This window comes from Salinimicrobium flavum, from assembly GCF_042684505.1.
Classification (GTDB): Bacteria; Bacteroidota; Bacteroidia; order Flavobacteriales; family Flavobacteriaceae; genus Salinimicrobium; species Salinimicrobium flavum.
In genome coordinates, this window is the sequence record NZ_JBHULT010000005.1 from 467,524 (window position 1) to 492,997 (window position 25,474).

The following is a 25,474-nucleotide window of genomic DNA, read 5'->3' on the forward strand; positions in this document are numbered from 1 at the left end:
AAATTGGAACGTTTCTTGTTTGTGGCTGGTATGAGCATAAAGATATTCATTACCTTATTATTCTTTTTCGCAGCCTTTACTGCGGTGGCACAGTTGCCCGACAATCGGATCTCCTGGCAGAAAGATGCCTTGACCTGGGATGATTTTTTGGGCCCGATTGATGGCACAAGTCCTTTTCACGCCAGTACCAATTCCGGGTTATCCTATTCCTGGTCTATGAAGTCCTCTAATGGAAATATTGATTTTAATTACATAGTGGAAACATTTTTTCTGCCCGATAATTCCTGGGTGATCACAGACAAAGCCACCCCGCATCTCCTCTCTCATGAACAGCTTCATTTTGATATTACCGAGTTGCACGGCAGAAAACTTCGGCAAGCAATGAAAGGTTTCGATCCCATGAAGACCAAAGATGTGAAGGTCCATCTTAAAAAATTGTATACAGCCACTGAAACAGGCCGGAAACAAATGCAGGAAAGGTTTGATTTGGAAACAGACCACAGCCGGGACAAAGCCGTCCAGGAAAAGTGGCAGAAATTTTTAGATGCCGAGCTGAAAAAACTGGAAGAATTTAGCGGTTAGAGAAGAGCTACTTCCGCTTTTGCCTGTTCAAATTCGTTTATCATATCCTGCAGGATGATAGCTGCAGGTTTAATGTCGTGGATCAGTCCGGCGATCTGTCCTATTTCCAGTTCCCCTTCTTCAAGATCTCCTTCAAACATACCTTTTTTAGCACGGGCCCTTCCCAGTAATTTTATAAGATCTTCTTTAGACGGGTTTTTGGTGTACAGTTCAGAGATCTGTTCAAAAAACGGATTTTTCAGCAGTCTTACCGGAGCGAGTTCTTTTAAGGTAAGTATAGTATCGCCTTCTCCTGCTTTTACCACCATCTCTTTAAAGTTCTGATGGGAAGATGCTTCATCACTTGCCACGAACCTGCTGCCTACCTGTACCGCATCGGCTCCCAAAACCATAGCTGCCAACATTCCGCGTCCTGTAGCGATCCCCCCTGCGGCAATAAGCGGGATATTTATCTTCTCTCTGACCATTGGAATTAAGGTGAAGGTGGTAGTCTCATCACGGCCGTTATGACCGCCGGCTTCGAAGCCTTCGGCAACCACCGCATCCACTCCTGCCTGCTCTGCTTTTAAAGCGAATTTAACGCTGCTTACCACATGCACTACCTTGATCCCGTTCTCCTGTAAATGAGAGGTCCATGTTTTTGGATTTCCGGCAGAGGTGAAAACGATCCTCACATCCTCCTTTATAATGATCTGCATGATCTCTTCTATATTGGGGTATAGCATGGGAACATTGACTGCGAAAGGTTTGCCGGTAGCTTTTTTACATTTTTGAATGTGCTCCCGTAAAACTTCAGGATACATCGATCCTGCACCAATGATTCCGAGTCCCCCGGCGTTGCTAACTGCGCTGGCCAGTCTCCAGCCACTTGCCCAGATCATTCCCGCCTGGATAAGGGGGTATTTGATATTAAAGAGTTGAGTAATCTTGTTTGCCATGTAAGGGTTTTAATCAGGATATCACGCCGGAGCCTATGAGCTCATCTTCCAGATGCCAGGCCACAAACTGGCCTTCGGTGATAGATGCCTGGGGTTGGTCAAAAACTATATAAAGTCCGTTCTCTTTTTGGTAAAGTGTAGCCTCCTGCAGCGGCTGGCGATAGCGTATGCGCGCCTGTACTTTCATTTCAGCACCTACTTCGGGTTGCAGGTCTGGTCGTACCCAGTGGGTCTCTTCACGGGAAACAAGCAAGGCACGACGGTAGATTCCGGGATGATCTTTACCCTGTCCCGTATAAATAACATTGGTCTCCACATCTGTCTCGATCACGAATAAAGGCTCGGGTGTTCCCCCCACTGCAAGGCCTTTTCGTTGCCCCTTGGTAAAGTAATGAGCCCCCTGGTGTCTTCCTACTATTTTTCCTTCGGAAGGTTCATAAGTATATTTACGGGAAAGGAAATCAAGTTCTTCTTGTTTATTGGTGAAATCAGGTATCAATGTGCTGTATTTTTCTTCGGAAGCCGAAATTTCAACTATGGCACCTTCCTTCGGCTGAAGTTTTTGCTGAAGGAACTCGGGAAGCCGTACTTTTCCTATGAAACAAAGTCCCTGGGAATCCTTTTTTTCTGCAGTGACCAAAGCTTGTTCGGCAGCGATCTTCCTCACCTCGCTTTTCTGAAGTTCACCAATAGGGAAGAGGGTTTTTGAAAGCTGGTCCTGTGATAATTGACAAAGAAAATAAGACTGATCTTTATTCTGATCTTTTCCGGCCAGCAGCCTGTAAACCGTTTCTCCTTCAACGACGGTTTCCCCTTTTCGGCAATAATGGCCTGTAGCCACAAAATCGGCCCCTAAAGAAAGGGCGATCTTCATGAAAACATCAAATTTTATTTCCCGGTTACAAAGTACATCGGGATTGGGGGTGCGTCCTTTTTCATATTCATTGAACATATAATCTACAATGCGCTCCCTGTATTCCTCACTAAGATCAACCGTCTGGAAAGGGATTCCAAGTTTATCGGCCACCAGCATGGCATCATTCGAGTCGTCCAGCCATGGGCATTCCTTAGAAATGGTCACCGAATCGTCATGCCAGTTCTTCATGAAAAGGCCAATAACTTCATATCCCTGTTCCTTCAGCAAATATGCCGCGACACTTGAATCTACTCCCCCCGATAATCCTACAACAACTCGTTTCATAAATCTTCAACAACGCCCTTTTTTGGAGGGCTTTAATAAAGCGCAAAAATACATAAAATATAGTATTTCAAAGAAATCCAAAGGATATAGAAAGGTGAGCTTTAAAGGCGACCGATGGGAAAAAAAGAGGCGACCAAACCTGGCCGCCCTTTGAATCTATTAATTAAACTTTATTTACAACTGTCTTTGGAAAGTAAAGACCACATTTGTCTCACTGGTGAAGACCATACGGTCTGAGCTGGGATAAGAAACGGTTCCTGTGATTGGATCAAATCCGGGGAAATCAAGCGTATAGGATGAAGTTCCCGTTTTCTGCCAGGTGCCATCATCGGTGGAGCCTTCGCATTCATTTTCCGGAAAATAGAAAGTAGCCGTTAAGGTATTGTCACCTTTTATATCCACAATGGAATCAAAGGTACACACCGTAGGGTCAAAAATCTCATTTGGTGCTACACTCTGAAGGATCCATGTGCCTACGATTCGTTCCCCTGTGTCATCATCGTCGCTGCATGATGTAAAGCCCGCGAGGGCAGCCATCATGAAAAGGATAAGATATTTTTTCATAATATATTTTTTTGGTTTCTATTAAAGATAGTGAAAAATAGAATGTTTAAATAACTGGAAAACAAAATATTGAAGCGATGTTTTAAGATTTGGAATAGAACTAATTAAAAATAAGTTTTCTTTATGGGAGGGGGATTTATTGAATTCGAAACCCTTATATAAAATAATAACTTTCTTAGTATGGTGCTATTGCCACCCCTTATAAGGATGTTTCAAAAGATGTCTTACTCAGATATTGCTCTATGTTCATTTGGCGTCAGGAGATCTTTATGATGAGGTCTCTTCTTCAGTAAGGACCGGGTAACGACCTTCTTTCCCTTAAAAACAAAAAGGTGGCCCGTGGCCACCTTTTTAAACAGGATGTTTAATACTATTCCTGGAAAGTGAAGGTCACCGGTACTCCCTGGATGGAAGTAAGAAAGGTGAATTCATTTTGGTTCTTGAAATCAACTGTTCCGTCAAAGCTCTCAAAGCCAGGGACAGATACACTGTATTCTGTAGCAGAATTCTTTTCCCATGTTCCTGATGCTTCTACTGCAGTACAGTCGTTATCTGCATCGTAAAGTGTCCAGTCTGCTGTCCCATTAGCGTTAAAAGTTATAGTGGGCTTTTCAGAACATTCGTCCAGGTTCAAGACAGGTGGATTGATCGATGTAAGGTTCCAGGTGGCCACAATTGAGGCCTCTGCTCCAGCATTATCATCATCATCACTACAGGAGCTAAAAGCGAATAAACCGGCTACTAAAAGTAAAATCAGGTGTTTTTTCATAATATTTTTTTTGGGTTGGAGTAAATATATAAAAATAAAGAGGTATTAGTGGCCGGAGAAGTCTTTTTCCTCTTTCAATTTCCCGTTCTCATAATACTTCCATATACCATGATGCCGGTCTTTTTTGTAATTGCCTTCTGTAAGAAGTTCCCCTTTCCCATTATAAAATCTGGCCGGGCCGTGTAATTCTCCGTTTACATATTGTAAATGTTCCAGCACGACTCCTTTTTCAGAATAAATGATCTTTTCACCCTGCAATTTTCCGTGGGTGTAATTCGCTTTCTCTGCAATATTTCCGTTATCGAAATAGGTGACTTTGGGACCGTGAAGAGAATCGTTCTCGTAGTGTTCGGTCATCATGATCCTGTCAGAATTGTTATGGTAATAGATCCATTCTCCAACTCGCTGTCTATCCATCATTTTACCTTCGCTGATGGTTTTTCCGTTCTGCGCCAGGTATTTCACCTCCACAGTATCTGAACCGGGCCTGAAGAATCTCGTCGCCACCGGATTTTTCTGCTTAGGTTGATAAAATTTGAAGAGGCCTGTTTCTTTGCCGTGTTCAAAGGTTCCTTCATACTTAAGGCTACCGGAATCATTATCATAATAACCTTTCCAGGAGCCATGTCTTTTACCGTTGGCATCATAGGCGTTAAGTCCTTCCTGAGCTATACTCTCTATACTGAACAACACAAAGACTGTCAGAATAAAGGTATTTTCAATGAAGCTGTTTAAATTTAAACTGTATTTCATATATATTAGTTTGGATAATAAGGTTAAAAATTAAATCTGTTTAAATAAGTTTAACTAAATTTAAACAAAATTGAATTGAGTTATGGTGTACATTTGCTTTATAACAAAAATTTATTAATATGAAAACTTATTCAAAATTAGCAAAAATGGCAGTAGTAGGACTGTTGTTTTTCGGATTAACAGCCTGCAGTGATGACGATGATGTGGCAGCAATGCCACAACCAGTGGAAACCAATACCATTGCAGACTTTGTAGCTTCCAATGAGAATTACTCTTCTCTGGCGGCCGCTCTCGAAGTAGCAGGTTTAACTGCCACACTTGACGGAAGTACTAATTATACGGTCTTTGCTCCCGATAATGATGCTTTTGCAGCGTTTCTGACCACCTATGGTTTCGCCGGACTTAATGAAGTACCTGTAGCATTGTTGACCCAGATCCTGATGAATCATGTCCAGGCCGGAGAGATCACCTCAGGAGATCTTACTACAGGTTATATTGAAAGCATGGCTGTAGGGCCAGCTTCTGAAGAAAACCTGAGTATGTACATCAATACCTCAGACGGGGTGAGGATCAACGGGGTAGCCTCTGTTGAAACTGCCGATATTGAAGTAGATAACGGGATCATTCACGCAGTTGATGCTGTCATTGGTTTACCCGATATTGTGACTTTTGCCACCGCAGATCCCACTTTTGAGATCCTGGTTACCGCGCTTTCCCGGGAGGAGGACTTTACATTCGTACCGACTTTAATGATGACAGAAGATCCTGCACCTTTCACAGTTTTTGCACCAACAAATGAGGCATTTATTGCCCTGCTTGGTGAATTGGGGGCAGATAGTCTTGAGGATATATCCTCTGAAGTACTGGCTGCAGCCCTAAGCTACCACGTAGTTACCGGAGCCAATGTAAGGTCCGGAGATCTTTCTGACGGAATGGAAGTAGGAACTCTCCAGGGACAGGACTTTACCGTAAATCTTGGTGATGCGGTTACCATTACAGATGCCAGGGATCGAACTTCTACCGTAGTTGTTGCAGATGTACAGGCTGCCAATGGAGTGATTCATGTTCTGGATACCGTTTTATTACCCCAATTGTAACAGGTTTTCATTTTTAATAGTTAGGTTGGTTAGAAGAGAAAGGCCCGGGATATCCATATCCCGGGCCTTTCATTATTATTCCTTTCAAGAATCAGATTATTTCTTGCCTTTCTTCTGTTGTTGCTCTGCCTGCTCCATCATCTCCTGCATCTTACGGGCAAATTTACCTTGTTTTTTCGGCTTTTGTTTGTTTTCCTGGATCTTCGCATGGATCTTCTCTTCATCAAGAATGAAGTATTTGATCACCAGCATGATCCCTATGGTAATGATATTAGAGGTGAAGTAATATAAGGACAGTCCACTCGCATAGTTGTTAAAGAAGAACAACATCATAAGAGGGGACAGATACATAATGAACTTCATATTTGGCATTCCCGGTTGCTGCGCGTTTTGCATGGTCTGGCCGGTGGTCATCATCATATAAATGAAGATAGCAATAGAGGCCAGGATAGGGAATAAGCTCACATGGTCACCATAGAACGGGATGTTAAAGGGAAGGGTCGCGATGGTGTCATAGCTCGAAAGATCATCTGCCCAGAGAAAACCTTTTTGCCTCAACTGGAAAGCACTAGGGAAGAACTGGAACAGTGCATAGAACACCGGCAGCTGCATTAAAGCCGGTATACAACCGCTCATTGGGCTGGCTCCCGCTTTGCTGTAAAGCTTCATGGTCTCCTGCTGCTTTTTCATTGCGTTGTCCTTATACTTCTCGTTAAGTTCATTGATCTCAGGACGCAATACTTTCATCTTCGCCTGAGACAGATATTGCTTATACTGTACGGGAGAAAGAACAAGTTTGATCAAAATGGTCATCACAATGATGGCGATTCCATAGTTTGGAAGGAATCCGCTTAAAAAGGCAAATAAAGGAATGAAAACATACTGGTTGATCCATCCAAAGATTCCCCAACCCAGTGGCATTATCTCATCCAGGTTCCTGTTGTAGTCATTAAGGATCTTGTAATCACTGGGACCATAGTACCAGTTCATATTGTAGTTCAACTCACCACCTTTTAGCTCAAGCGGAAAAGTAGAGGCAAAGGACTTCGTGTATACGGTATCAACTTCCTCGTCATCCACAAGGTTTTTGGCCCTGAAATTCCCGGTTTCGAAAGGGGTATCTGTAAGAAGGATTGAAGTGAAGAAATGCTGCTTGTAAGCTACGTAGGTAATATCGGTTTCATCGTCTTCCCCGTCCTGCAAGGAGCTGTCACTGCCGCCGTCATATTCGTAAATAAGGTCTGTATACCTATTCTCATATGAGATACTTTTGGCGTGACGGTAACCTTTCAGATTCCAGTTCATGGAGATACCTCCGGAAGGATTGAAAACATCGCTAAGACCCTGAGACCTTATGCTGAAGTCCATCATATATTCCCCGGGCTTCAAAACATAACGGTACTCCAGAAATTCATTTTCAGAAACCTTAAGACGCATGGTGATAATCGTGTTCTCCCCGCTTTCGGTTACCGTTGGTTCAAAATAGAGGTTTTGGGTATCAAGCGTACGGCCGTCTGTTGTGCTGAATTTCAGGTTGAAGGAAGCGTTACCATCCTTTATCATGTAAACAGGGATGGAGTCAAAGGTTTTGAATTCCTTTAAGCGGGCTTCGGTAATATAACCTCCTTTATTGGCAATTTTCAGCTCGAGAAGGTCATTGGAAACAGTAGTGATCTCATCTTTGGCTGAAGCTAAGGTGGCTGAATATCCAAAGGCCCCGAGGCGGCCTTGTGCCTGTGCTATTGCTGCAGAATCTGATGCCTGCAGAACATCTTCCTGAGGCTCACGGGGTTCAATTTGATCAGGAATGGTTTCAACCTGTTCTGTGGTGGTCTCTTCGGGTTCCACTGCATCAGGAGCAGACTGGTTCAGGTATAACATCCATATCAGGATCGCTCCAATTAAAAGGAAACCTATCAGGCTATTGATATCTAATTTTTTTTCTTCCATTATAAGGTGTAAATAATAATCGCGGAACCTTCCGCCTCATTTCCATTAGTCAATTTGGTAGTCAATTTTTCGGCCAATGGGTCTTAATGTGCCAAGGTGGCATTATTTTTTTCTTTAGAATATGTTTTAGCAGCTTTTATAAAGGCAACGAACAGAGGGTGAGGATTTGCCACCGTGCTCTTGTATTCGGGATGGTATTGAACCCCTACAAACCAGGGATGTTCTGGAATTTCCACGATCTCCACCAGTTTTGTCTCAGGATTGATCCCGGTGCTCACCAGTCCGTTAGCTTCCATTTGTACAGCATACCGGTTGTTATATTCGTATCTGTGCCTGTGCCTTTCATGAATGGTGGCAGTCCCGTATACCTCCCGTGCTATAGATCCTTCTTTGAGTTCACACTCCCAGGATCCTAATCGCATGGTGCCTCCCTTATCTGTGATCTCTTTTTGTTCCTCCATAATGTCAATGACAGGATGAGGTGTTGCAGGATCCATTTCAGTGGAATTGGCTTTTTTGAGTTTCAGGACATTTCTGGCAAATTCGATCACCGCCATTTGCATTCCAAGACAAATTCCCAGGAAGGGTAATTTATGCTCCCGGGCAAACTGCACTGCATCTATCTTACCTTCTATACCGCGTTCACCAAAACCTGGTGCTACAAGAATGCCGTCAAGATGTGCTATCTTTTTATTGATGGTAGTTTCGTTGATGAATTCAGAATGTATACTTTCAACTTTCACCTTGATTTCGTTGGCCGCTCCCGCATGTATGAAAGACTCCAGGATGGATTTATAAGAATCCTGAAGCTCCACATATTTGCCAATCAGGCCAATGGTCACTTCATGTTTTGGATTCTTGTGTTTTTTCAGGAATTCATTCCATTGAGTAAGATTGGGGGCAGAGCCTTCAGGAAGGGCCAGTTTTTTAAGGGTAACAATGTCCAGACCTTCTTCGAGCATCATATTAGGAACGTCGTAAATTGTGGAAGCATCGATCGACTGGATCACAGCTTCCTGCTTTACGTTGCAGAAAAGAGCAAGTTTCCTCCTGATGTCATCAGAAAGCTCATGTTCTGTACGGCAAACCAGGATATCGGCTTTGATACCGCTTTCCATCAAGGTCTTTACACTATGCTGGGTGGGTTTTGTCTTGAGTTCCCCTGCCGCAGAAAGGTAAGGAACCAAGGTAAGGTGGATCACCAGGGCATTGTCATCGCCAAGCTCCCATTTCAATTGTCGAACCGCTTCAATATAGGGAAGGGATTCAATATCACCTACCGTTCCCCCAATTTCGGTGATCACGATATCATAGTCGTGGTTCTTACCTAAAAGCTGAATGCGCTCTTTGATCTCATTGGTAATGTGGGGCACCACCTGTACAGTCTTTCCTAGGAATTCCCCTCTGCGTTCTTTCTCGATCACACTTTGGTAAATACGCCCGGTGGTCACATTATTGGCCTGGGAAGTATTCACATTAAGAAAACGTTCGTAATGGCCAAGGTCAAGATCTGTTTCTGCACCATCTTCAGTAACATAACATTCCCCATGCTCATAAGGATTCAAAGTACCGGGATCAATATTGATATAAGGATCGAGTTTCTGAATAGTGGTCTTGTAGCCACGCGCTTGCAGCAATTTCGCCAGAGAGGCAGCAATGATGCCTTTTCCAAGGGAAGAGGAAACGCCGCCGGTGACAAAAATATACTTGGTTTCAGCCATTTCAATAGGGTGTTTGGATGCGTGTTTTATTCAGGGCGCTAAATTACAAAGAAGAATAGAAAAAGAAACCATCTAAGAGGGAATATGTTAGGAAAACTTTAGGCTTTTGGAACCTCTCTTCGGAAGGTTTTTATGTGTTATCAAACTATCGTGGATACTTTTGCCTGATGGTTCGCAGGAGCGGCTCAATACCGTTAACCTTCATTTCCAGAACCTGTTTCAGCTGGTCTCCCAGCTTTCCCTTCGGAAAACCTTTCTGGCTGAACCACACCAGGTAGAACTCCGGAAGTTCAGAAAGGTACCTGCCCTTATATTTTCCGAAGTGCATCTTGGCGTGAGCCAGTTCCAGTAATGCTTTGTAATCTGGTTGTACCTGCATGTGGCGAATTTCAGAAAAAACCCTGAAAGAATGGAGAAACCGGTCACTAATTTACCGGAATTGTAAAGGTTAAATTCATACTAATTCAAAAAGTGCATTCTTGGATGTTTTACCTTTTAAGTATCTTCAGAAAAAATAAAATTTATGGCCGTAATAGGTTCGATCATCAAAGGATTAATTCATGCCAGGGATGCTGTAGTCTCAGACCCGGACCCTCTCGAGGCCCAGGAAAAAGTACTTAGGGGGCTGTTGGAAAAAGCACGGGATACAGCATTTGGGAAACACTATGAATTCAATAAGATCCTGCAGGCTGAAAATATCCGTAAAGAGTTTGCCCGTAAAATTCCATTTTTTGACTACAATAAGCTCAATGACGAGTGGTGGAGCAGGATGCATGAGGGGGAAGAGAATGTCACCTGGCCTGGAAAACCTCCCTATTTCGCCTTATCATCGGGGACCACAGGAAAGTCGAGCAAACGCATTCCGGTCACAGATGATATGGTGGAAGCCATAAGACAAACAGGAATAAAACAGGTGGGAACACTGGCGAATTTTGATCTGCCTTCAGATTTTTTTACGAAGGAGATCATGATGCTGGGAAGCTCCACAAACCTGGCTGAAAAAGGGGACCACCAGGAAGGGGAGATAAGCGGAATTAGCGCAAGTAATATTCCTTTCTGGTTCAGGAATTTCTATAAACCCGGGGTAGAGATCGCAGAGATCGATGACTGGGACGAAAGGGTTCTGGAAATCGCCAAAGAAGCAAAGAACTGGGATATTGGGGCCATCACAGGCATCCCGTCATGGACCGAACTCATGATCAAAAGGATCCTTGAATTCCATAAAGCAAATAACATCCATGAAATTTGGCCTAACCTTATGGTGTATTCTACCGGGGGTGTGGCCTTTGAGCCTTATGAAAAAACCTTTGAAAAATTACTTGCCCATCCTGTGATCGTGATTGACACCTATCTGGCTTCAGAAGGTTTCATGGCTTTCCAGTCGCGGCCGGAAACTATGTCAATGAAACTGGTGCTTGATAATGGGATCTATTATGAATTTGTGCCATTCAAGCCCGAATACATCGAAGAAGACGGTTCTTTAAAACCAGATGCTCCTGTAGTTTTGCTGGAAGACGTTAAAACAGAGCAGGATTACGTGCTGGTCATTAGTACAGTCTCAGGCGCCTGGCGCTATATCATTGGGGATACCATCAAGTTTACAGATGTTGAAAAAAAGGAGATAAAGATCACGGGGAGAACAAAGTTCTTTCTCAATGTGGTAGGCTCACAGCTTTCTGTTAATAAAATGAATGATGCGGTAAAGGAACTGGAGCAAAAGTTTGGTATCACCATTCCTGAATTTACCGTGGCTGCGGTTAAGCGGGGCGAAGATTACATTCACAAATGGTACCTTGGGGTAGAGGGGAAGGCAGACGAAAAGGAGCTGGCCGATGCGCTTGACAATTCTTTGCAGGAAGCCAATAAAAATTACAGGGTGGCCCGGGAAAAAGCTTTAAAAGGAGTAGAAGTAGTGAGTATTTCGCCAGATGTTTTCTATGAATGGAGCGCCGCTAACAAGAAAAAAGGCGGGCAGGTGAAAATGGAAAAAGTCATGAAAGAGGATAAATTCGCTGAATGGGAAAAGTTCGTTCGATCAATGATCAATGATCAATAAAAATTAGCAATCAATAAGCGTTTCCATTATACAATATACATTATTCAATATACATTTACCTAGCTTCCTTCCTGTTCGGCTTTTTCAAGGTCTTCTTCAAGTTTGTTGACCAATACAAGGATCTCTTCGGGAGAAAGATAAAGGCGGGCGATCCTTTCTTTGTAGGTATCGGAGAGATGGGAATGGTTTAGAATAAATTCTTTGGTAGCTAATATATAATCACTCATCCCGGCATTAACCGCATACGTATCGGCGGCTCTTTCAGCTTCTTTGATGTAGTTTGAGGAGGTGACATAACGAAACCCGAAGATCACCAGCCCAAAAGCAGATTTCTCCCGGTAATCCATGATGTGCCCAAGTTCATGGCCCAGCCATCCTGTAATTACTTCTGAAGGAACCTCTGATAAAGTGAACTCTTCCTCCTCGATAAGGAACCTGCTGCTTATGTAGATATTGTAACTGCGGTTTTCCTTCCCCTTAAATAGATTACTGAATTCAGGCTGGGCCTGCATAAATGATTTTTTTATATTGTCCTTATATTTGAATTCGATATGGACGTCCTTTAGTTCGGGGTAGAACGAGAGGGCTTTTTTTGCTTCTTTAAGGATCGAAACGGGAATAACTTTATTGTCTTCTAAAATTACTGTTTCACTCATAGATTTCTTTGCTCCACATCCCCCTAAACCTAACATCAAAGGGACGGTAATTAATAATATAAATATTTTTCTATGCAAGCTGCCTGTTTTAAAATTTAAAATAAAGCTGCCTTTCTTCGGAATATAAAGAAAACCTCAGAGGATCTTTACATCCGAAACAAAAAATTTGGTATAGCAGCTTGTTTTTAAGTAAATTAATGTTCCAAACTTAATTCAACCACTATGCCAGAACTACCTGAAATCGCCCTTTTTAAAGAATATACCGATTCTACTTCCCTGCACAAAAAGATCACCGCAGTAACTTTCCCTGATGACAGTCTGCTACAGAATCCCGCAGCAGATTTTCAAAAGGCACTAAAAGGAAAGGAATTCAGTGAAACCAAAAGACTTGGAAAATACCTTTTTTTGAAGACCTCAGGAAAAAAGTGGCTTGTGCTGCACTTCGGAATGACAGGAGAACTGGAATATTATAAAGACAGGGAGCAGCCTAAGTACACCAAAATGTTGATAGGCTTTGAAGATAATTACCATTTAGCATACACCTGTCGGCGTAAACTGGGGAAGATCTGGTTGACCGGTAGTTACGACGACTTCAGAAAGGAACATGAGCTGGGAAAAGATGCCCTGGATATTAAAGAGAAAGAGTTTCTTGAGCTGCTGGAGGAAAAGACCGGAAGCATCAAAGGGGTTTTGACAGATCAATCCAGCATCGCGGGTATTGGAAATGTGTATTCAGATGAAATGTTATACCAATGCGGCATCCACCCAAAATCAAAGGCTAATAAATTGGAAGAAAAAGAGAAAAAACAGCTTTTTAAGAAGATGGGGAAGGTGTTATCCATGGCTATTGAAAAAGGTGGTGAAAGATCTAAATTCCCGAAGAATTACCTCATTTCCCACCGCAAGGAAGGGGAAAAGTGTCCTAAATGCTCGGGAAAGATCCAAATGATCAAAGTTTCAGGCAGGAGCACCTATTTCTGCCCTGATTGTCAAAAAGAGAAAAAATGAAAGTTTATATAGGATGTTCTGGATGGAACTACAGGGATTGGCGCGGAAAGTTCTATCCGGAAAAGCTTGCGCAAAAGAACTGGCTTCAATTCTATTCCGAAGAATTCAATACTGTAGAGATCAACAGCACTTTTTACCGTTTTCCAAAAGATGAGACCGTTGCGAAATGGAGAGATACCGTCCCCGATAATTTTCGGTTTACCCTTAAGGGCAGTCGGTACATAACACACATGAAGAAGCTCAATGATGTGGAGGAGAGTGTGTTGAATTTCAACACTACGGCAGGAATAATGGGGAAAAAACTGGGCAGTGTTTTATGGCAGCTGCCCCCAAGTCTGCACCGTGATGATGAAAGGCTTACAGGGTTTATCAACCTGCTGGATCCACAGATCAAAAATGTAATCGAATTCCGCCATGAAAGCTGGTATGATGAGGAGGTATATAGACTCTTGAAAAAACATAAGCTGACCTTCTGTTCGATCTCCAGTCCCCGGTTTCCTGAGGAAATGATCACCACTGCCGAAACAGGCTATGTCCGCTTCCATGGAAAAGGTAAGAAGTGGTATGATTACTATTATTGCGAAGAGGAATTAAAGGAATGGGCAGAGATGATCAAGGATTCAGGTCTTAAGGAGATATTTATCTACTTCAATAATGACATGCACGCCAATGCTCCTGAAAATGCGAGGCAACTACGGGAATTACTTGAAAGTTAAATTTCAATTTCCATTCCGTCGTGAGCGGAAATGATTTCCAGGCCTTCATGTTCCATTGCTTTAAGGGTTTTCCGCGACTCTTTTATGTCCTTGAAGAACCAACTGCCAAAGTGAACAAAGGTGATATTTGAGGTGTGAGGACTGTGGTGGGAGGTTAATTTTAAAGAGGTTTTTTAACAAAGTAAAAACAAAGAAACCCTTGGGATCCAGTTTATTGGGATGATATGTGTCATTTTATTCATCGCTCATATTGGCTAGATTTAGGTATGAAAAAACATTCAATTTTAAATCTGCTGTTTTTAACGTCACTTTTGACCTTTTTCACCCCTTCACTTGAGGCGCAACAGGAACTGACCGCTAAAGAAATCGTTGAAAAAGCCGATGAAAACATGCGCGGCAAAAGTTCTGTAGCTGATGTTGATATACAGATAATCAGACCCACCTGGAAGCGCGATATGAATATGAAAAGCTGGACCAAGGGTGATGATTATTCCATGATCCTGGTGAAATCTCCGGCCAAAGAAAAAGGCACTGCTTTTTTAAAGAGAAAAAAAGAAGTTTGGAATTGGATCCCTTCTATAGAACGGAATATAAAATTACCGCCCTCTATGATGTCTCAAAGTTGGATGGGTACAGATTTTACAAATGATGACCTTGTTAAAGAGGCGTCAACAGTTCAGGACTACGAACACAAGATCCTCGGCAAGGAGAACCTAAATGGCAAAGAAACCTATAAGATCGAGATGATTCCGAAGCCTGATGCTGCTATAGTCTGGGAAAAGGTTATTGTTTGGGTAGACACCAGGGATTTTTTGCAGCTTAAAGCCGAGTTCTATGATGAAGACGGGGAACTGGTGAACGTGATGAATTCCGGGGAAATTAAAATGATGGGTGGGCGTAAGATCACTTCTGTAGTTGAAATGATCCCGGTGGACAAGAAAGGTTACAAAACACTCATTATTTACAATGATATTGTTTTTGACAAAGAGATCAATGACAACTTTTTCACTACCCGTAATATGAAACAATTGAAGTGATGTTCTTAAAGATCGCATGGCTGAATATCTGGCGTAATAAGCGACGAACGCTGATTACAGCCACATCCATTTTTTTTGCCGTGTTACTCGCTATACTCACTAGATCTGTCACAGACGGAGTATATGAAAATATGATCAGGAATATGGTGAGTTATTCTTCGGGTTACCTGCAGGTCCATCAAAAAGGCTATTGGGATGAACAATCTATTGATAACACCTTTGAGTCTAACCCTGAGTTGGACCAAAAGCTACTGCAACAACCCGGCGTTACACAGATAATGCCGCGTCTGGAAAGTTTTGCCCTTGCTTCTTCTGAGGATAAAACAAAAGGGGTAATGATCCTGGGAGTTGACCCTCAAAAGGAAAAAGCAGTCAATAACCTTCATGAAAAAGTAACTAAAGGAAAGTATCTGGAGAAGGAAGATGAAAATGCCGTGGTGATAGGGGAGGGACTGGCGTCACATCTTCACTTGAAAATTAATGACAGCCTGGTTTTGCTTGGCCAGGGGTATCATGCGAGCAGTGCCGCCGGAAAATACAGGATAAAGGGTGTCATAAGTATGGGGTCCCCTGAATTGAATGACAATATTGTCTATATGCCTCTTAAACAGGCTCAGTCAATGTATGGTGCTGAGAATCGCCTCACGGCCATCTCAATTATGCTAAAGAAATCAGCAGACCTTAAAGAATTAAAATCAAATATAGATGCACGTATTGATCCCGAAAAATATGAGATCATGACATGGAAGGAAATGATGCCGGAAATAGACCAGTTTATTGAAGCTGACAGTACCGGGCATTTGATAATAATAGGAATACTTTACCTGATAATCTCTTTTGGGCTTTTCGGAACCCTGCTCATGATGACCTTTGAAAGACTTAGGGAATTTGGGATACTTGTCGCCATTGGCATGAAAAAACAACTGTTAGCCTTTATCCTGTTGTTGGAGTCTGTAATGATCTCCCTGATTGGCTGTTTTGCAGGGGTGATTGGCGCCCGTCTTGTAATCCTGTGGTTCACTGAACATCCTATTTATTTTACAGGAGAACTTAAGGAAGTGTATCAAACTTACGGAATAGATCCAATTATCTTCTTTTCTGAAGATCAACAGATATTTATCACTCAAACCTTAATTGTGTTGTTGCTGTCTGTTATACTGGCGTTATATCCGGGAATAAAAGTAATGAAGCTGAAACCTATAGCTGCTATAAATAGTTAAAGATGTTGGTTCAAATTGCCTGGCGGAATATTTGGCGCAATAAAACTCGCAGTCTTATTGTAACAAGCTCTATTGCCATTGGTTTATGGGCAGGTATTTTCATTCTCGCCTTTGCCTGGGGCATGTATAAGAACAATATTGACGAAACGGTCTATAAGCAACTTTCTCATCTTCAAATTCACCATCCTTTATTTTCAAAAGAGAATGATGCGAAGCTTACTGTTCCAGAATCAAACAGGATTTTAGAAAAGCTCAAGAGCCAGCCCAAGGTGGCAGCGGTAAGCTCCCGGGTAATTACTTCTGGAATGATCTCTTCAACCACAACGGCAGGAGGGGTGAAGATCATAGGGATAGACCCTGATTCTGAAAAGCAGCAGATAAGACTCAATGAAAATGTCAGGCAGGGAGGTTATTTTGAATCAGGAAAAGAAAATGAGATTTTGATTGGGGAAAAACTGGCGAAAAAACTAAAGGTTAAATTGAAAAGCAAAGTGGTGCTCACCTTCACTGATGTAAATTCTGATATTATTTCAGGTGCTTTCAGAGTTGGGGGGATATACCGGTCTGGGAATCTTTCTTTAGATGAAGTGAATGTATATGTATTAAGACCTAAGTTGAGAGAATTTTTAGGATTGAGACAAGATGAGACTAATGAAATCGCGATACTTCTGAAAAGTGAAGAAAACCTGGGTTCCATAAAGGAATATGCAAATAGTATTGCACCCGGTTCAAAGGTGGAGGACTGGAAAGAAATGGCCCCTGAACTAAGACTGGTCATAGAATCCTTTAATCTCTACACCTACATTATCACTGGAATAATTTTGTTAGCCCTCACATTTGGGATCGTCAACACTATGCTCATGTCAGTCCTTGAGCGTATTCGGGAGTTGGGAATGCTTATGGCAATTGGGCTCAATAAGTTGAAAATATTCCTTATGATCATGCTTGAAACCCTTTACCTGTCATTAATAGGCTGCCCTGTGGGTTTATTGATAGGTTGGCTGACTATAAAAATACTCGGGAATTATGGGATAAATATTTCCATGTTTTCTGAAGGACTATCTTCTTATGGATTTAGTCCTGTGATCTATCCGGCTTTAGATGATCAGAAATACGGAATAGTAGCCATTATGTGTTTGATCACTGCACTGCTTTCGGCTATTTATCCGGCGTATAAAGCTCTTCAATTAAATCCTTCAGAAGCGATCAGAAAAATATAAGATTATGGCCAGAACTATAATAGACGCGCATAAGATCAGTAAGATATATAATCAAACCATGGTGCCCGTGAAAGCGCTACAGGATGTTCATGTACATATTGAAGAAGGTGAATTTGTGGCTTTAGTGGGGCCTTCAGGTTCGGGAAAATCTACACTGCTTAATATGATGGGGGGGCTGGATAAACCTACGTCGGGCAGTGTGATAATTGATGATGTCGAGATCACCAAACTTTCAGAAAATAAGCTTATTGATTTCCGGCTTCACAATATAGGTTTCGTATTTCAATCCTTTAACCTGATTCCCGTGCTGACTTCAAAAGAAAATATAGGTTTCGTACTGCAGCTTCAGAATGTTCCGAAAAAAGAAAGAAAGGAGCGGGTAATGGAGTTGCTGAAGGAAATAGGACTCGAAGATAAAATCGACAATAAGCCCGGAGAGCTTTCAGGGGGGCAACAACAAAGGGTGGCAGTGGCAAGGGCCCTGGCTTCTAAACCTCAAATTGTTCTGGCTGATGAACCTACTGCAAACCTGGATTCGAAATCGGCCAATAAACTGATGGATACCATGGCAAAACTGAACCGCGAGGAAAATATAACTTTTCTTTTTTCAACTCATGACGCCCGTGTCATTAAGAAAGCAAGAAGGGTGATCACCCTTGTTGACGGTCGGGTGGATTCAGATGTGCAGCAAACTCCAATCTAAGGTCATGGAAAAATGGAGCCTATACCTGCTTTTGGTAATGTTGGTGCCATTCAATATGAATTCACAAGACACGCCAAAGGTCTCTGTAGACGGATATATTAAAAACCTTCATGAATTCAGCTTTATTGACAGGCTGGAACAACTGGAGTGGACAAGCCTTATTCACAACCGGCTTAATTTTAAATACCTGCCAAATGATGAATTTAGCATCAGACTGGAAGTGAGGAACAGAATCTATTACGGGGATCGTATAAGATCTTTCCCGGTTTTTTCTGAAATGATTGATTATGATCCCGGCCTGGTAGATCTTTCCGTTAATTTAATTGAAGAAGATAACCTGATCTTTAATACCCTTATTGACAGGGCGCTGGTGAACTATACAAAAGGTAATTGGGATATAAGCCTCGGCCGGCAGCGGATTAATTGGGGGATGAATTTGGTGTGGAACCCAAATGATATCTTCAACACTTATAATTTCCTGGACTTTGATTACGAAGAACGTCCCGGCAGTGATGCTGTAAGGATACAATATTATACCGGAGACTTTAACAAGATCGAATTAACAGCGAAAAAAGGAGAGCAAAATGATGATCTTATTGTCGCTGGAATGTACAAATTCAATAAATGGACTTATGATATTCAATTTTTGACCGGGGTGTACCAAAAAGACTGGGTAGTTGGGACCGGATGGGCAGGAAACCTGAAGGATGCCGGTTTTAAAGGAGAGATATCCTATTTTGTGCCTTACGAAGATTACCCCGGGGATGAAAATGTAATGAGCGCCTCTATTTCAATAGATTACGCATTTGAGAAAGGCTTGTATTTAAATAGTTCGGTGCTCTATAATAGTTCTGCTGATAATTCTTTTTCAGCAATAGAAGATCTCGCGCTGGCCAGGATCAGCGCCAAAAACCTGATGCCCTTTAAATACTCTTTTTTCCTTCAACTTTCAAAGGAGTTCACCCCCATTTTTTCGGGTACCGCTAATTTCATCTATTCTCCCACGAGACATTCCGTAATTGTAATGCCCTCTCTTAATTATTCTTTGGCCACCAACTGGGACCTGAACTTTACCGGGCAGTCATTTTTCGAATTTGAAGATTACAAAACTTTGGGGAATAGTTTCTTTTTAAGACTTCGTTATAGTTTTTAAAATTAATTCTAATAAAGGTCATTTTCGGTATTCCCTTCGGTCTGAAATAAACTTTAGAAAATTCTAATTGGCTGCAGGAAAATTTTAAGAAGGTTTTAATTAATTCAGGAAACATGCAGACGCACAGATCATTACAGGAATTGCAATTATAAGCTGTCGCTCATAAAGAAGAAAAACTCAGGGACCTGCTGGACGGTTAAATTTCCAGTTCCATTCCGTCATACCCGGGGATGAGTTCTGTCTCTTCGGTTTGCAGTTCCCTGATCATTTTCTTCGACTCATTGATATTTTCAAAGAACCAGGTGCCGTAATGGGTGAAAACCATTTTATTTGTATAGGGACTCAGCAGCCTAATCAGATCGGGTACTCCTGTATGGCCAAAAATGCGATCTTTTTTCCTTCTTATCATTCCGCCCTTTCTAATGAAGGAGGCTTCTGTGATCACTAGATCTACCCTGGGAAGTTCAGCGAGATTGGCTTTTTCGATCCAGGCCACATCCCCAGTAATGAATAGTTTTGTTCCGTCCTTTTCGATCAGATAAGCGAGAGATTTTAGTTTAAGAGCGTGGATCACAGGAATGGGAGTAAACTTGTATCCATTGACGTGAAATTTTCCCGTGATGATCTTCAGGTTAGGCACCAGCTCGTGCTCCTCTGGCCCGAACAGAGGGATCTTTGGGGAGAAAATTTCCTTTTCGGGAACGAAATATGCATGATCGGGATGAAAATGGGTAAAGATGATTGCTTCCGGCTTGTGATCCATATAAACGGGTTCGCCAACGTCTATCAGGATCCTTTCGTCCAGTAAAAATCCGGTGTGATTGGTGTAATGAGGCGCCTTGGGTTCAATTTTTCCCCTGGTGCCCAGGATCTTGATTTTCATGGAAAAGTTTTTAAATTCCGAAGGGATAAGTATCTGGGGTGAGATGTCCGTCTGGAGTAAGATGTAGCGGGTGCAATCCTTTGGTCTTATCTATATAGAGGAAAGCGTCATACCGTTGAGACATTATTGACTGGACATAATTCCCTCTTTCCCTGTGAGGGTCATAAACAACCCCAACTGCACGATGGCCCATACGAGAACTGAAGATCTCCGTTATCGGCGAGTCCTCATCAAAGATCAGTAATTTATTCTTTTTTCCAAGCTGGTGCAGTAGCTTTTCCACGCTTCCTTCAATGGCCTTCGGCAATTCCATTTTAGTCATCTTTCCTCCCCAGAATTCCCCTGCGATCACAGAGCCTTCATAAGAACCGAATCCAACCAGCACCACGCCTTCATCATTGTGCTGTTGTCTTACTAACTGGCCCACATTATGCATACCGTGGGCAGCCATATCTGTCGCCCGGGCATCGCCGATATGTGTATTGTGTTCCCAGATGATGACCTTGGCAGCATCCCCGTGGTAGTCCATAAGGGTATTAAGGGTTTCCACCATATGAGAATCTCTGACATTCCAGGAGGAGCTGTTGAAATGGGCCATAGCTTCATAATATTTTTCAGCATTTTTCATGACCAGGGAATTCAGCTCTGCATTCAGCCCTGCTTCAGATTCGTGGTCATAGCGATGTGTTTGCAGCCGTACTTCAGAAAGTAACTGTACGACTTCATTCCTGCACCTGGGCTTCATATTGCGGTAGGCAGTGACATAGGAATCATTTTTCCGGTAAGGCTCGAAACAATCTGCTGCCTGTCTGGCAAGGACAGCCGTTTCCGGATCCTCCTTTTCAAGATACTTTACAATGGTTTCCATAGATTCCCATAAGCTGTAAACATCCAGTCCGTAAAAACCTACTTTCTCAGGATTTTCGAGATTCTCGTTGTGCTTCCTCATCCATTTGGCAAAAGCAGCTATCTCCCAGTTCGCCCACATCCAGGTAGGCCAGCGTTTGAATTCCTGCAGCACTTCCTTAATGCTGTTTTCTGAACCCGGAAAGTTCTTTACCCAGCGATTGATCTTAAAACAATCTGGCCAGTCACCTTCTACCGCTACAAAAGAAAACCCTTTTTCTTCAATGAGACGCTTAGAGATCTCTGCACGCCAGGTGTAATATTCATGGGTGCCGTGGCTGGCTTCCCCCAGCAAGACATATTTTGAATCTCCTATCCTTTCGAGTAACGGGTCGAGATCGCCGGCATTTTCAAGGGGACGAATATGTTTGTTAGACAGATCTGGTTGCGAGGTGAAATTACTGATCATATTTGCCATAATAGTTTGTTTTTAAGGGAAGTCCTGTTGATTTAATTTACAAATATTATTTTGGAAAGTTGCCGACAGGAGGAGTGGCTTTAGAAAAGTTTAAGTCCTTATTAAATAATTTTAAGGGGGTTTTAATTAAATTGGGACTCATGGAGACATTACAGATCATTCTAGGTTTAGCGATCATCATAATCACCTTTCTGGACTTCTTTCATACCACCCTTTCAGGAAACGGATTTGGGTGGATCTCAGAATGGCTCAACAGAACCCTGAACCGACTTATCATTAAGAACAGGAGCAGATCTATTTATAATTATTCCGGAGTAATTCATCTGCTGCTTACCACCTTTGTTTGGATGGCATTACATTTTTCGGGGACATATCTCATTTTTACGGCGGGAGAGAATATGGTCATTAACGGAACAACCTTTGTTCCCGCAACCTATGCCGAGAGATTCTATTTTACCGGTTACATGCTATCAACGCTGGGGATTGGAGATTTTACTCCGGGAAATGATACCAGCAGGATCCTGGTGGGAATTTTGTCCTTTTCCGGTTTTATTCTCATCACCACGGGATTAACCTACCTACTTAGTGTGGTAAGTGCTGTATTGTCGAAAAAGGAACTATCCTTCTATATTTCCACGGTTGGAAAAGATTATGAAGGGTTATATCATTATTTTAAAAAGCAGGATGAGCTGGAATTCCTCATGTCAGACAGCAGTGACCTGCGGCAACAGATCCTTAAAAATGCCAGCAGCTATCTGTCCTTTCCCATGGTCAACTACTTCCTTACCAAAAAAAGGAACTCTGCCCTTATTTTACAATTGGCCAGGCTTCATGAGGTATTGACCGTACTGCAACTGGATTGGGGGGAGGATACTATTCAACGGGCAAAGATCCAAAAGATCCTTAATGCCATAGAAAAATACCTCAAGATTGGGATTGAAGGGCCTGAGTCTGCCATTCATAAAGAAGAAAAATTAAGGACCCTGCGAGGTTCCTGGAAGAAGTACGGCTATGACTTTCCTGACGGAAAGGAAATTGACCCGTGGTTCACTTCCAGTCTTAAATATGCCGGATGGGATTGGGATGATGTCTATAAGCTGGACCCGGAATAATAAAAAAGCAGCCGAAAGGCTGCTTTTTTAGTTCTTAAATTATATTGTTACTGCTGAAAATGGTCTTTCAGCCGTTGTTGTAATTCAGGATCTGTTTCCAGTTGAGTTGCGATCTCCTGATATCGCTCTACTGTGAGACCTGACTCCTGAATGATTTCCTCCATGTCTTCCTGAAAATCAAGTTGAATTTTTTCCACTTCTGAAACTATTTCAGAATATTTTTCCTGTTCCTTTTCTGTAACCTCCACTTCTACGGAAGGGTCCAGAGTTGCCATATGGATCTCGTTAAAGCGTTTTATTTCCATCTCTTCTTCGGAAATAACCTGGGTCATTTTGACCTGAACCTCCTGGTTCATCATTCTCATTTGCTGAAATGTACCTGCGAACCTGGTGAGTTCATCCTCGCTTACTTCTGTCTGTACTGCCTGGGTCGCGGGTGCGGTTTGAGCAACTGCCCCTGATCCTGTCACCAAAAAAAGAAGGATGGCGGCAATTTGTTTTGTCCTTAAGATCATAACTGTAATTTTCGGTTAAACCCCAAACCTAAAAAACGAGGGATAAGAGACAAAATAATTGGGAGGCTGTTCAGTGAGTTTTTTAAAACAATTAACTAATACAACCCTATCCGGAAGGTCTTAAAGTATTATCGGGATTTACAAATTTATTTCTTGCGGAAAAAGATCCTGATCTTCTATTTGGACATTTTCTTAGCCTTTTGAGTTTCAAATTGGAATGGGACCTGACCATGCACCAGGTCTTCAAAGGTCTCTCTTTGTCTTATAAGATGGGCTTTACCTTCATGCCATAGCACTTCTGGGGGGCGAAAGCGGGAATTATAATTGCTCGCCATGGAGAAGCAGTACGCCCCGGCATTGTCAAAAGCCAGAATATCTCCCTCTTTTATCTCGGTTATGCGTCGGTTGCTCGCAAAAGTGTCAGTCTCACAAATATATCCCACCACCGAATAGAAGCGTTCTTTTCCACCCGGATTGGAAATATTGTGGATCTCATGCCTTGACCCGTAGAGCATAGGTCGTATGAGGTGATTAAAACCACTGTCTACCTGTGCAAAAACAGTGGAGGTTGTTTGTTTGATCACATTTACTTTTACCAGGAACTTTCCCGATTCGCTTACCAGGAACTTTCCTGGTTCAAAAGCGAGGGAAAGATCCCTGCCATATTCCTTACAAAATTTGTTGAAACGCGCGGAAAGTTTTTCTCCCAGTTCCTCGATATTGGTCTCTATATCCCCTTCTTTATAAGGCACTTTAAAGCCGCTTCCAAAATCAATGAATTCAAGATCCTTAAAATTCTTTGCAGTATCGAAAAGGATCTCAGAGGCATAAAGGAAAACTTCAATGTCGAGGATATCACTACCGGTATGCATATGGATGCCGTTAATGTTCATCCCGGTGTTCTCTACAATGCGCATTAAATGCGGGATCTGGTGAATGGAGATCCCAAATTTGGAATCTATATGACCTACAGAGATATTGGTATTTCCACCGGCCATTACGTGGGGATTGATCCTGATGCATACCGGCACCCCAGGGTGTCGGGAACCAAACTGTTCCAGGATCGAAAGATTATCTATATTGATCTGTACGCCCATTTCCGCAACTTCCTCGATTTCTTCAAGAGATACTCCATTAGGGGTATAAATGATCTTTTTGGGATCTACTCCGGCTTCCAGCCCCAGCTTCACCTCCTGGATAGAAACAGTATCCAGCCCGGCTCCCAGACTGTTGAATAATCGCAGGATGCTAAGATTGGAAAGGGCTTTCACGGCATAATTGATCTTCAGGTTCCTAACCGGTTTAAAAGCATTAATAAGTCTTTTGTACTGAGAAATGATTCTTTCGGAATCATAGATGTAGACGGGACTACCAAATTCTTTAGTGATGTTTATAAGATCCTGATTGTTCATGGTAATAGATTTAAAAATGCAAAAGTAAAGCAGATTTCCCTGACGGCAGTACAGCCGGTTTAAAATTAACCAATTCTAACAATTTGTTATTTTTAAAGATATTAGATCCGAACAGGAAAATGTTCAAATTGAAAGTAAGGTTTAAAAAACCGACTTTCATCAGGAAAATAAAGAAAAGATTTTTGTATTTTACATTTTGTAAATCAGTCAGTTATGACCTCTCGATTAGCATTGTTCCCTCTGCAAAGTGTAGTCTTTCCTGGTGAAAAATTACCATTGCACATCTTTGAAGAACGTTACAAGCAGTTAATTAATGATTGTGAAGCTACCGGCCTCACTTTCGGGATCCCTGTATACCTCAATGACCGTCTTGAATATGGCACCGAAGTAGAATTATCTCAGGTGGCAAAGACTTATCCTTCCGGGGCCAGGGATGTGATCTGCAAAGGCCTTAGGGTATTCAGGATCACCGAGTTTGATCACAAGGAAAAAGGAAAGATCTATGCAGGGGGCAATGTGGAATTCATTGAAGATATTGATGATCCTGAAGAGGAACAAACCCTGCAATTGATCGACCTGATAGGAGAACTTTATCTTCATCTCGAAGTACCTGCACCTGTAATGGACCGTAAAACCTTCCGAAGCTATACTCTCGCCCATAAAATAGGCCTATCCCTTGAGCAGGAGTATACCCTCCTGAAACTGCGGTCAGAAAAAGATCGTCTTTCCTATTTAATAAACCACCTCTTGATCACCATACCCATTGTGCAGGAAATGAACCGTACAAAATACATCATCGAACTCAATGGTCATTTTCGGAATTTTGATCCCCTGGATTTTACTGAATTCCGGCTTCGCCAGAAGTGAAATAAACCTTGTTTCAA

At 42.2% G+C, this 25,474-nt stretch carries 25 protein-coding genes; 12 read left to right on the top strand and 13 right to left on the bottom strand.

The window, feature by feature from the left end:
- Window positions 1–30: 30 nt before the first annotated feature.
- Window positions 31–582, top strand: coding sequence for a DUF922 domain-containing protein (locus ACFSTG_RS02550; RefSeq protein WP_380748141.1), 552 nt, complete (start codon window positions 31–33; stop codon window positions 580–582).
- On the opposite strand, the gene ACFSTG_RS02555 is transcribed toward ACFSTG_RS02550, so the two are convergent.
- From ACFSTG_RS02555 to ACFSTG_RS02575, 5 genes are all read right to left on the bottom strand, one after another.
- Window positions 579–1,520, bottom strand: coding sequence for an NAD(P)H-dependent flavin oxidoreductase (locus ACFSTG_RS02555; protein WP_380748143.1), 942 nt, complete (start codon window positions 1,518–1,520; stop codon window positions 579–581). The two genes, ACFSTG_RS02550 and ACFSTG_RS02555, sit on opposite strands and share 4 nt — an antisense overlap.
- A 13-nt stretch (window positions 1,521–1,533) precedes the next feature.
- The gene (mnmA, locus tag ACFSTG_RS02560) at window positions 1,534–2,721 is read right to left on the bottom strand and encodes a tRNA 2-thiouridine(34) synthase MnmA (protein WP_380748145.1); all 1,188 of its coding nucleotides are present in this window, start codon (window positions 2,719–2,721) and stop codon (window positions 1,534–1,536) included.
- A 174-nt stretch (window positions 2,722–2,895) separates the two neighbouring features.
- The gene (locus ACFSTG_RS02565) at window positions 2,896–3,285 is read right to left on the bottom strand and encodes a lipocalin family protein (RefSeq protein WP_380748147.1); all 390 of its coding nucleotides are present in this window, start codon (window positions 3,283–3,285) and stop codon (window positions 2,896–2,898) included.
- A gap of 370 nt (window positions 3,286–3,655) precedes the next feature.
- Window positions 3,656–4,054, bottom strand: a complete 399-nt coding sequence (locus tag ACFSTG_RS02570) for a lipocalin-like domain-containing protein (protein ID WP_380748149.1) — start codon at window positions 4,052–4,054, stop codon at window positions 3,656–3,658.
- A 45-nt stretch (window positions 4,055–4,099) separates the two neighbouring features.
- On the bottom strand, window positions 4,100–4,807 hold the full coding sequence (locus ACFSTG_RS02575) for a toxin-antitoxin system YwqK family antitoxin (protein ID WP_380748151.1): 708 nt from the start codon (window positions 4,805–4,807) through the stop codon (window positions 4,100–4,102).
- 119 nt (window positions 4,808–4,926) lie between these two features.
- Between ACFSTG_RS02575 and ACFSTG_RS02580 the strand changes: the two genes are divergently transcribed.
- Window positions 4,927–5,904 carry a fasciclin domain-containing protein gene (locus ACFSTG_RS02580; protein ID WP_380748153.1) on the top strand — a complete coding sequence of 326 codons (978 nt, stop codon included), beginning with the start codon at window positions 4,927–4,929 and terminating at the stop codon, window positions 5,902–5,904.
- Between the two features lie 96 nt (window positions 5,905–6,000).
- On the opposite strand, the gene yidC is transcribed toward ACFSTG_RS02580, so the two are convergent.
- The 3 genes from yidC to ACFSTG_RS02595 all read right to left on the bottom strand — a co-directional run bounded on the left by yidC (window position 6,001) and on the right by ACFSTG_RS02595 (window position 9,954).
- Window positions 6,001–7,854 (bottom strand): membrane protein insertase YidC, encoded by a 1,854-nt coding sequence (gene yidC, locus ACFSTG_RS02585; RefSeq protein WP_380748154.1) that lies wholly within the window; start codon window positions 7,852–7,854, stop codon window positions 6,001–6,003.
- Between the two features lie 83 nt (window positions 7,855–7,937).
- Window positions 7,938–9,575 (bottom strand): CTP synthase, encoded by a 1,638-nt coding sequence (locus tag ACFSTG_RS02590; RefSeq protein WP_380748156.1) that lies wholly within the window; start codon window positions 9,573–9,575, stop codon window positions 7,938–7,940.
- 145 nt (window positions 9,576–9,720) lie between these two features.
- Window positions 9,721–9,954: a DUF3820 family protein gene (locus tag ACFSTG_RS02595; RefSeq protein ID WP_380748157.1), complete on the bottom strand. Its 234-nt coding sequence runs from the start codon at window positions 9,952–9,954 to the stop codon at window positions 9,721–9,723.
- Window positions 9,955–10,098: 144 nt separating this feature from the next.
- On the opposite strand from ACFSTG_RS02595, the gene ACFSTG_RS02600 reads away from it, so the two are divergent.
- On the top strand, window positions 10,099–11,631 hold the full coding sequence (locus tag ACFSTG_RS02600; RefSeq protein WP_380748159.1) for a GH3 family domain-containing protein: 1,533 nt from the start codon (window positions 10,099–10,101) through the stop codon (window positions 11,629–11,631).
- A 59-nt stretch (window positions 11,632–11,690) separates the two neighbouring features.
- Here the strand turns inward: ACFSTG_RS02600 and ACFSTG_RS02605 are convergent, their stop codons facing one another.
- On the bottom strand, window positions 11,691–12,287 hold the full coding sequence (locus ACFSTG_RS02605; protein WP_380748160.1) for a hypothetical protein: 597 nt from the start codon (window positions 12,285–12,287) through the stop codon (window positions 11,691–11,693).
- A gap of 222 nt (window positions 12,288–12,509) precedes the next feature.
- Between ACFSTG_RS02605 and ACFSTG_RS02610 the strand changes: the two genes are divergently transcribed.
- The 7 genes from ACFSTG_RS02610 to ACFSTG_RS02640 all read left to right on the top strand — a co-directional run bounded on the left by ACFSTG_RS02610 (window position 12,510) and on the right by ACFSTG_RS02640 (window position 19,344).
- A complete protein-coding gene (locus ACFSTG_RS02610) occupies window positions 12,510–13,295 on the top strand; it encodes an Fpg/Nei family DNA glycosylase (RefSeq protein ID WP_380748162.1) in 786 nt (261 codons plus the stop codon).
- Window positions 13,292–14,011 carry a DUF72 domain-containing protein gene (locus ACFSTG_RS02615; protein ID WP_380748164.1) on the top strand — a complete coding sequence of 240 codons (720 nt, stop codon included), beginning with the start codon at window positions 13,292–13,294 and terminating at the stop codon, window positions 14,009–14,011. The genes ACFSTG_RS02610 and ACFSTG_RS02615 overlap by 4 nt, the downstream gene beginning before the upstream one ends.
- A 266-nt stretch (window positions 14,012–14,277) precedes the next feature.
- Window positions 14,278–15,048 (top strand): outer membrane lipoprotein-sorting protein, encoded by a 771-nt coding sequence (locus ACFSTG_RS02620; RefSeq protein ID WP_380748166.1) that lies wholly within the window; start codon window positions 14,278–14,280, stop codon window positions 15,046–15,048.
- Complete coding sequence (locus ACFSTG_RS02625; protein WP_380748426.1) at window positions 15,048–16,268, top strand: ABC transporter permease; 1,221 nt, start codon at window positions 15,048–15,050, stop codon at window positions 16,266–16,268. Before ACFSTG_RS02620 ends, ACFSTG_RS02625 begins: the two co-directional genes overlap by 1 nt.
- Window positions 16,269–16,270: 2 nt before the next feature.
- Window positions 16,271–17,488: an ABC transporter permease gene (locus ACFSTG_RS02630; RefSeq protein ID WP_380748168.1), complete on the top strand. Its 1,218-nt coding sequence runs from the start codon at window positions 16,271–16,273 to the stop codon at window positions 17,486–17,488.
- 4 nt (window positions 17,489–17,492) lie between these two features.
- Window positions 17,493–18,191, top strand: a complete 699-nt coding sequence (locus ACFSTG_RS02635; protein WP_380748170.1) for an ABC transporter ATP-binding protein — start codon at window positions 17,493–17,495, stop codon at window positions 18,189–18,191.
- A 4-nt stretch (window positions 18,192–18,195) separates the two neighbouring features.
- Window positions 18,196–19,344 (top strand): hypothetical protein, encoded by a 1,149-nt coding sequence (locus ACFSTG_RS02640; RefSeq protein ID WP_380748172.1) that lies wholly within the window; start codon window positions 18,196–18,198, stop codon window positions 19,342–19,344.
- Window positions 19,345–19,540: 196 nt separating this feature from the next.
- Here the strand turns inward: ACFSTG_RS02640 and ACFSTG_RS02645 are convergent, their stop codons facing one another.
- Together ACFSTG_RS02645 and ACFSTG_RS02650 are read right to left on the bottom strand one after the other, a co-directional pair.
- Entirely contained in the window at window positions 19,541–20,227 is a 687-nt protein-coding gene (locus ACFSTG_RS02645) for an MBL fold metallo-hydrolase (protein WP_380748174.1), read from the bottom strand.
- A 10-nt stretch (window positions 20,228–20,237) separates the two neighbouring features.
- Complete coding sequence (locus tag ACFSTG_RS02650; protein ID WP_380748176.1) at window positions 20,238–21,551, bottom strand: erythromycin esterase family protein; 1,314 nt, start codon at window positions 21,549–21,551, stop codon at window positions 20,238–20,240.
- Between the two features lie 140 nt (window positions 21,552–21,691).
- Between ACFSTG_RS02650 and ACFSTG_RS02655 the strand changes: the two genes are divergently transcribed.
- Window positions 21,692–22,663, top strand: coding sequence for a potassium channel family protein (locus ACFSTG_RS02655; protein ID WP_380748178.1), 972 nt, complete (start codon window positions 21,692–21,694; stop codon window positions 22,661–22,663).
- Window positions 22,664–22,710: 47 nt separating this feature from the next.
- Here the strand turns inward: ACFSTG_RS02655 and ACFSTG_RS02660 are convergent, their stop codons facing one another.
- Entirely contained in the window at window positions 22,711–23,178 is a 468-nt protein-coding gene (locus tag ACFSTG_RS02660) for a DUF4168 domain-containing protein (protein WP_380748180.1), read from the bottom strand.
- Window positions 23,179–23,354: 176 nt separating this feature from the next.
- On the bottom strand, window positions 23,355–24,590 hold the full coding sequence (gene lysA / locus ACFSTG_RS02665) for a diaminopimelate decarboxylase (protein WP_380748182.1): 1,236 nt from the start codon (window positions 24,588–24,590) through the stop codon (window positions 23,355–23,357).
- A 213-nt stretch (window positions 24,591–24,803) separates the two neighbouring features.
- Here lysA and ACFSTG_RS02670 point away from each other — a divergent pair, with 213 nt between their 5' ends.
- Window positions 24,804–25,457 carry an LON peptidase substrate-binding domain-containing protein gene (locus ACFSTG_RS02670; RefSeq protein WP_380748184.1) on the top strand — a complete coding sequence of 218 codons (654 nt, stop codon included), beginning with the start codon at window positions 24,804–24,806 and terminating at the stop codon, window positions 25,455–25,457.
- The last annotated feature ends 17 nt before the right edge of the window (window positions 25,458–25,474 follow it).

Excerpts from the sequence above, each read along its gene's own strand:
- ACFSTG_RS02605 (WP_380748160.1), bottom strand. The coding sequence starts at position 12,287 with ATGAGTGAAACAGTAATTTTAGAAGACAATAAAGTTATTCCCGTTTCG.
- ACFSTG_RS02625 (WP_380748426.1), top strand. The coding sequence starts at position 15,048 with ATGTTCTTAAAGATCGCATGGCTGAATATCTGGCGTAATAAGCGACGA.
- ACFSTG_RS02630 (WP_380748168.1), top strand. The coding sequence starts at position 16,271 with ATGTTGGTTCAAATTGCCTGGCGGAATATTTGGCGCAATAAAACTCGC.
- ACFSTG_RS02650 (WP_380748176.1), bottom strand. The coding sequence starts at position 21,551 with ATGGCAAATATGATCAGTAATTTCACCTCGCAACCAGATCTGTCTAAC.
- ACFSTG_RS02580 (WP_380748153.1), top strand. The coding sequence starts at position 4,927 with ATGAAAACTTATTCAAAATTAGCAAAAATGGCAGTAGTAGGACTGTTG.
- ACFSTG_RS02645 (WP_380748174.1), bottom strand. The coding sequence starts at position 20,227 with ATGAAAATCAAGATCCTGGGCACCAGGGGAAAAATTGAACCCAAGGCG.
- ACFSTG_RS02620 (WP_380748166.1), top strand. The coding sequence starts at position 14,278 with ATGAAAAAACATTCAATTTTAAATCTGCTGTTTTTAACGTCACTTTTG.
- ACFSTG_RS02595 (WP_380748157.1), bottom strand. The coding sequence starts at position 9,954 with ATGCAGGTACAACCAGATTACAAAGCATTACTGGAACTGGCTCACGCC.
- ACFSTG_RS02570 (WP_380748149.1), bottom strand. The coding sequence starts at position 4,054 with ATGAAAAAACACCTGATTTTACTTTTAGTAGCCGGTTTATTCGCTTTT.
- ACFSTG_RS02575 (WP_380748151.1), bottom strand. The coding sequence starts at position 4,807 with ATGAAATACAGTTTAAATTTAAACAGCTTCATTGAAAATACCTTTATT.
- ACFSTG_RS02610 (WP_380748162.1), top strand. The coding sequence starts at position 12,510 with ATGCCAGAACTACCTGAAATCGCCCTTTTTAAAGAATATACCGATTCT.
- ACFSTG_RS02660 (WP_380748180.1), bottom strand. The coding sequence starts at position 23,178 with ATGATCTTAAGGACAAAACAAATTGCCGCCATCCTTCTTTTTTTGGTG.
- ACFSTG_RS02600 (WP_380748159.1), top strand. The coding sequence starts at position 10,099 with ATGGCCGTAATAGGTTCGATCATCAAAGGATTAATTCATGCCAGGGAT.
- ACFSTG_RS02555 (WP_380748143.1), bottom strand. The coding sequence starts at position 1,520 with ATGGCAAACAAGATTACTCAACTCTTTAATATCAAATACCCCCTTATC.
- lysA (WP_380748182.1), bottom strand. The coding sequence starts at position 24,590 with ATGAACAATCAGGATCTTATAAACATCACTAAAGAATTTGGTAGTCCC.
- ACFSTG_RS02565 (WP_380748147.1), bottom strand. The coding sequence starts at position 3,285 with ATGAAAAAATATCTTATCCTTTTCATGATGGCTGCCCTCGCGGGCTTT.
- mnmA (WP_380748145.1), bottom strand. The coding sequence starts at position 2,721 with ATGAAACGAGTTGTTGTAGGATTATCGGGGGGAGTAGATTCAAGTGTC.
- yidC (WP_380748154.1), bottom strand. The coding sequence starts at position 7,854 with ATGGAAGAAAAAAAATTAGATATCAATAGCCTGATAGGTTTCCTTTTA.
- ACFSTG_RS02615 (WP_380748164.1), top strand. The coding sequence starts at position 13,292 with ATGAAAGTTTATATAGGATGTTCTGGATGGAACTACAGGGATTGGCGC.
- ACFSTG_RS02640 (WP_380748172.1), top strand. The coding sequence starts at position 18,196 with ATGGAAAAATGGAGCCTATACCTGCTTTTGGTAATGTTGGTGCCATTC.
- ACFSTG_RS02655 (WP_380748178.1), top strand. The coding sequence starts at position 21,692 with ATGGAGACATTACAGATCATTCTAGGTTTAGCGATCATCATAATCACC.
- ACFSTG_RS02635 (WP_380748170.1), top strand. The coding sequence starts at position 17,493 with ATGGCCAGAACTATAATAGACGCGCATAAGATCAGTAAGATATATAAT.
- ACFSTG_RS02670 (WP_380748184.1), top strand. The coding sequence starts at position 24,804 with ATGACCTCTCGATTAGCATTGTTCCCTCTGCAAAGTGTAGTCTTTCCT.
- ACFSTG_RS02590 (WP_380748156.1), bottom strand. The coding sequence starts at position 9,575 with ATGGCTGAAACCAAGTATATTTTTGTCACCGGCGGCGTTTCCTCTTCC.
- ACFSTG_RS02550 (WP_380748141.1), top strand. The coding sequence starts at position 31 with ATGAGCATAAAGATATTCATTACCTTATTATTCTTTTTCGCAGCCTTT.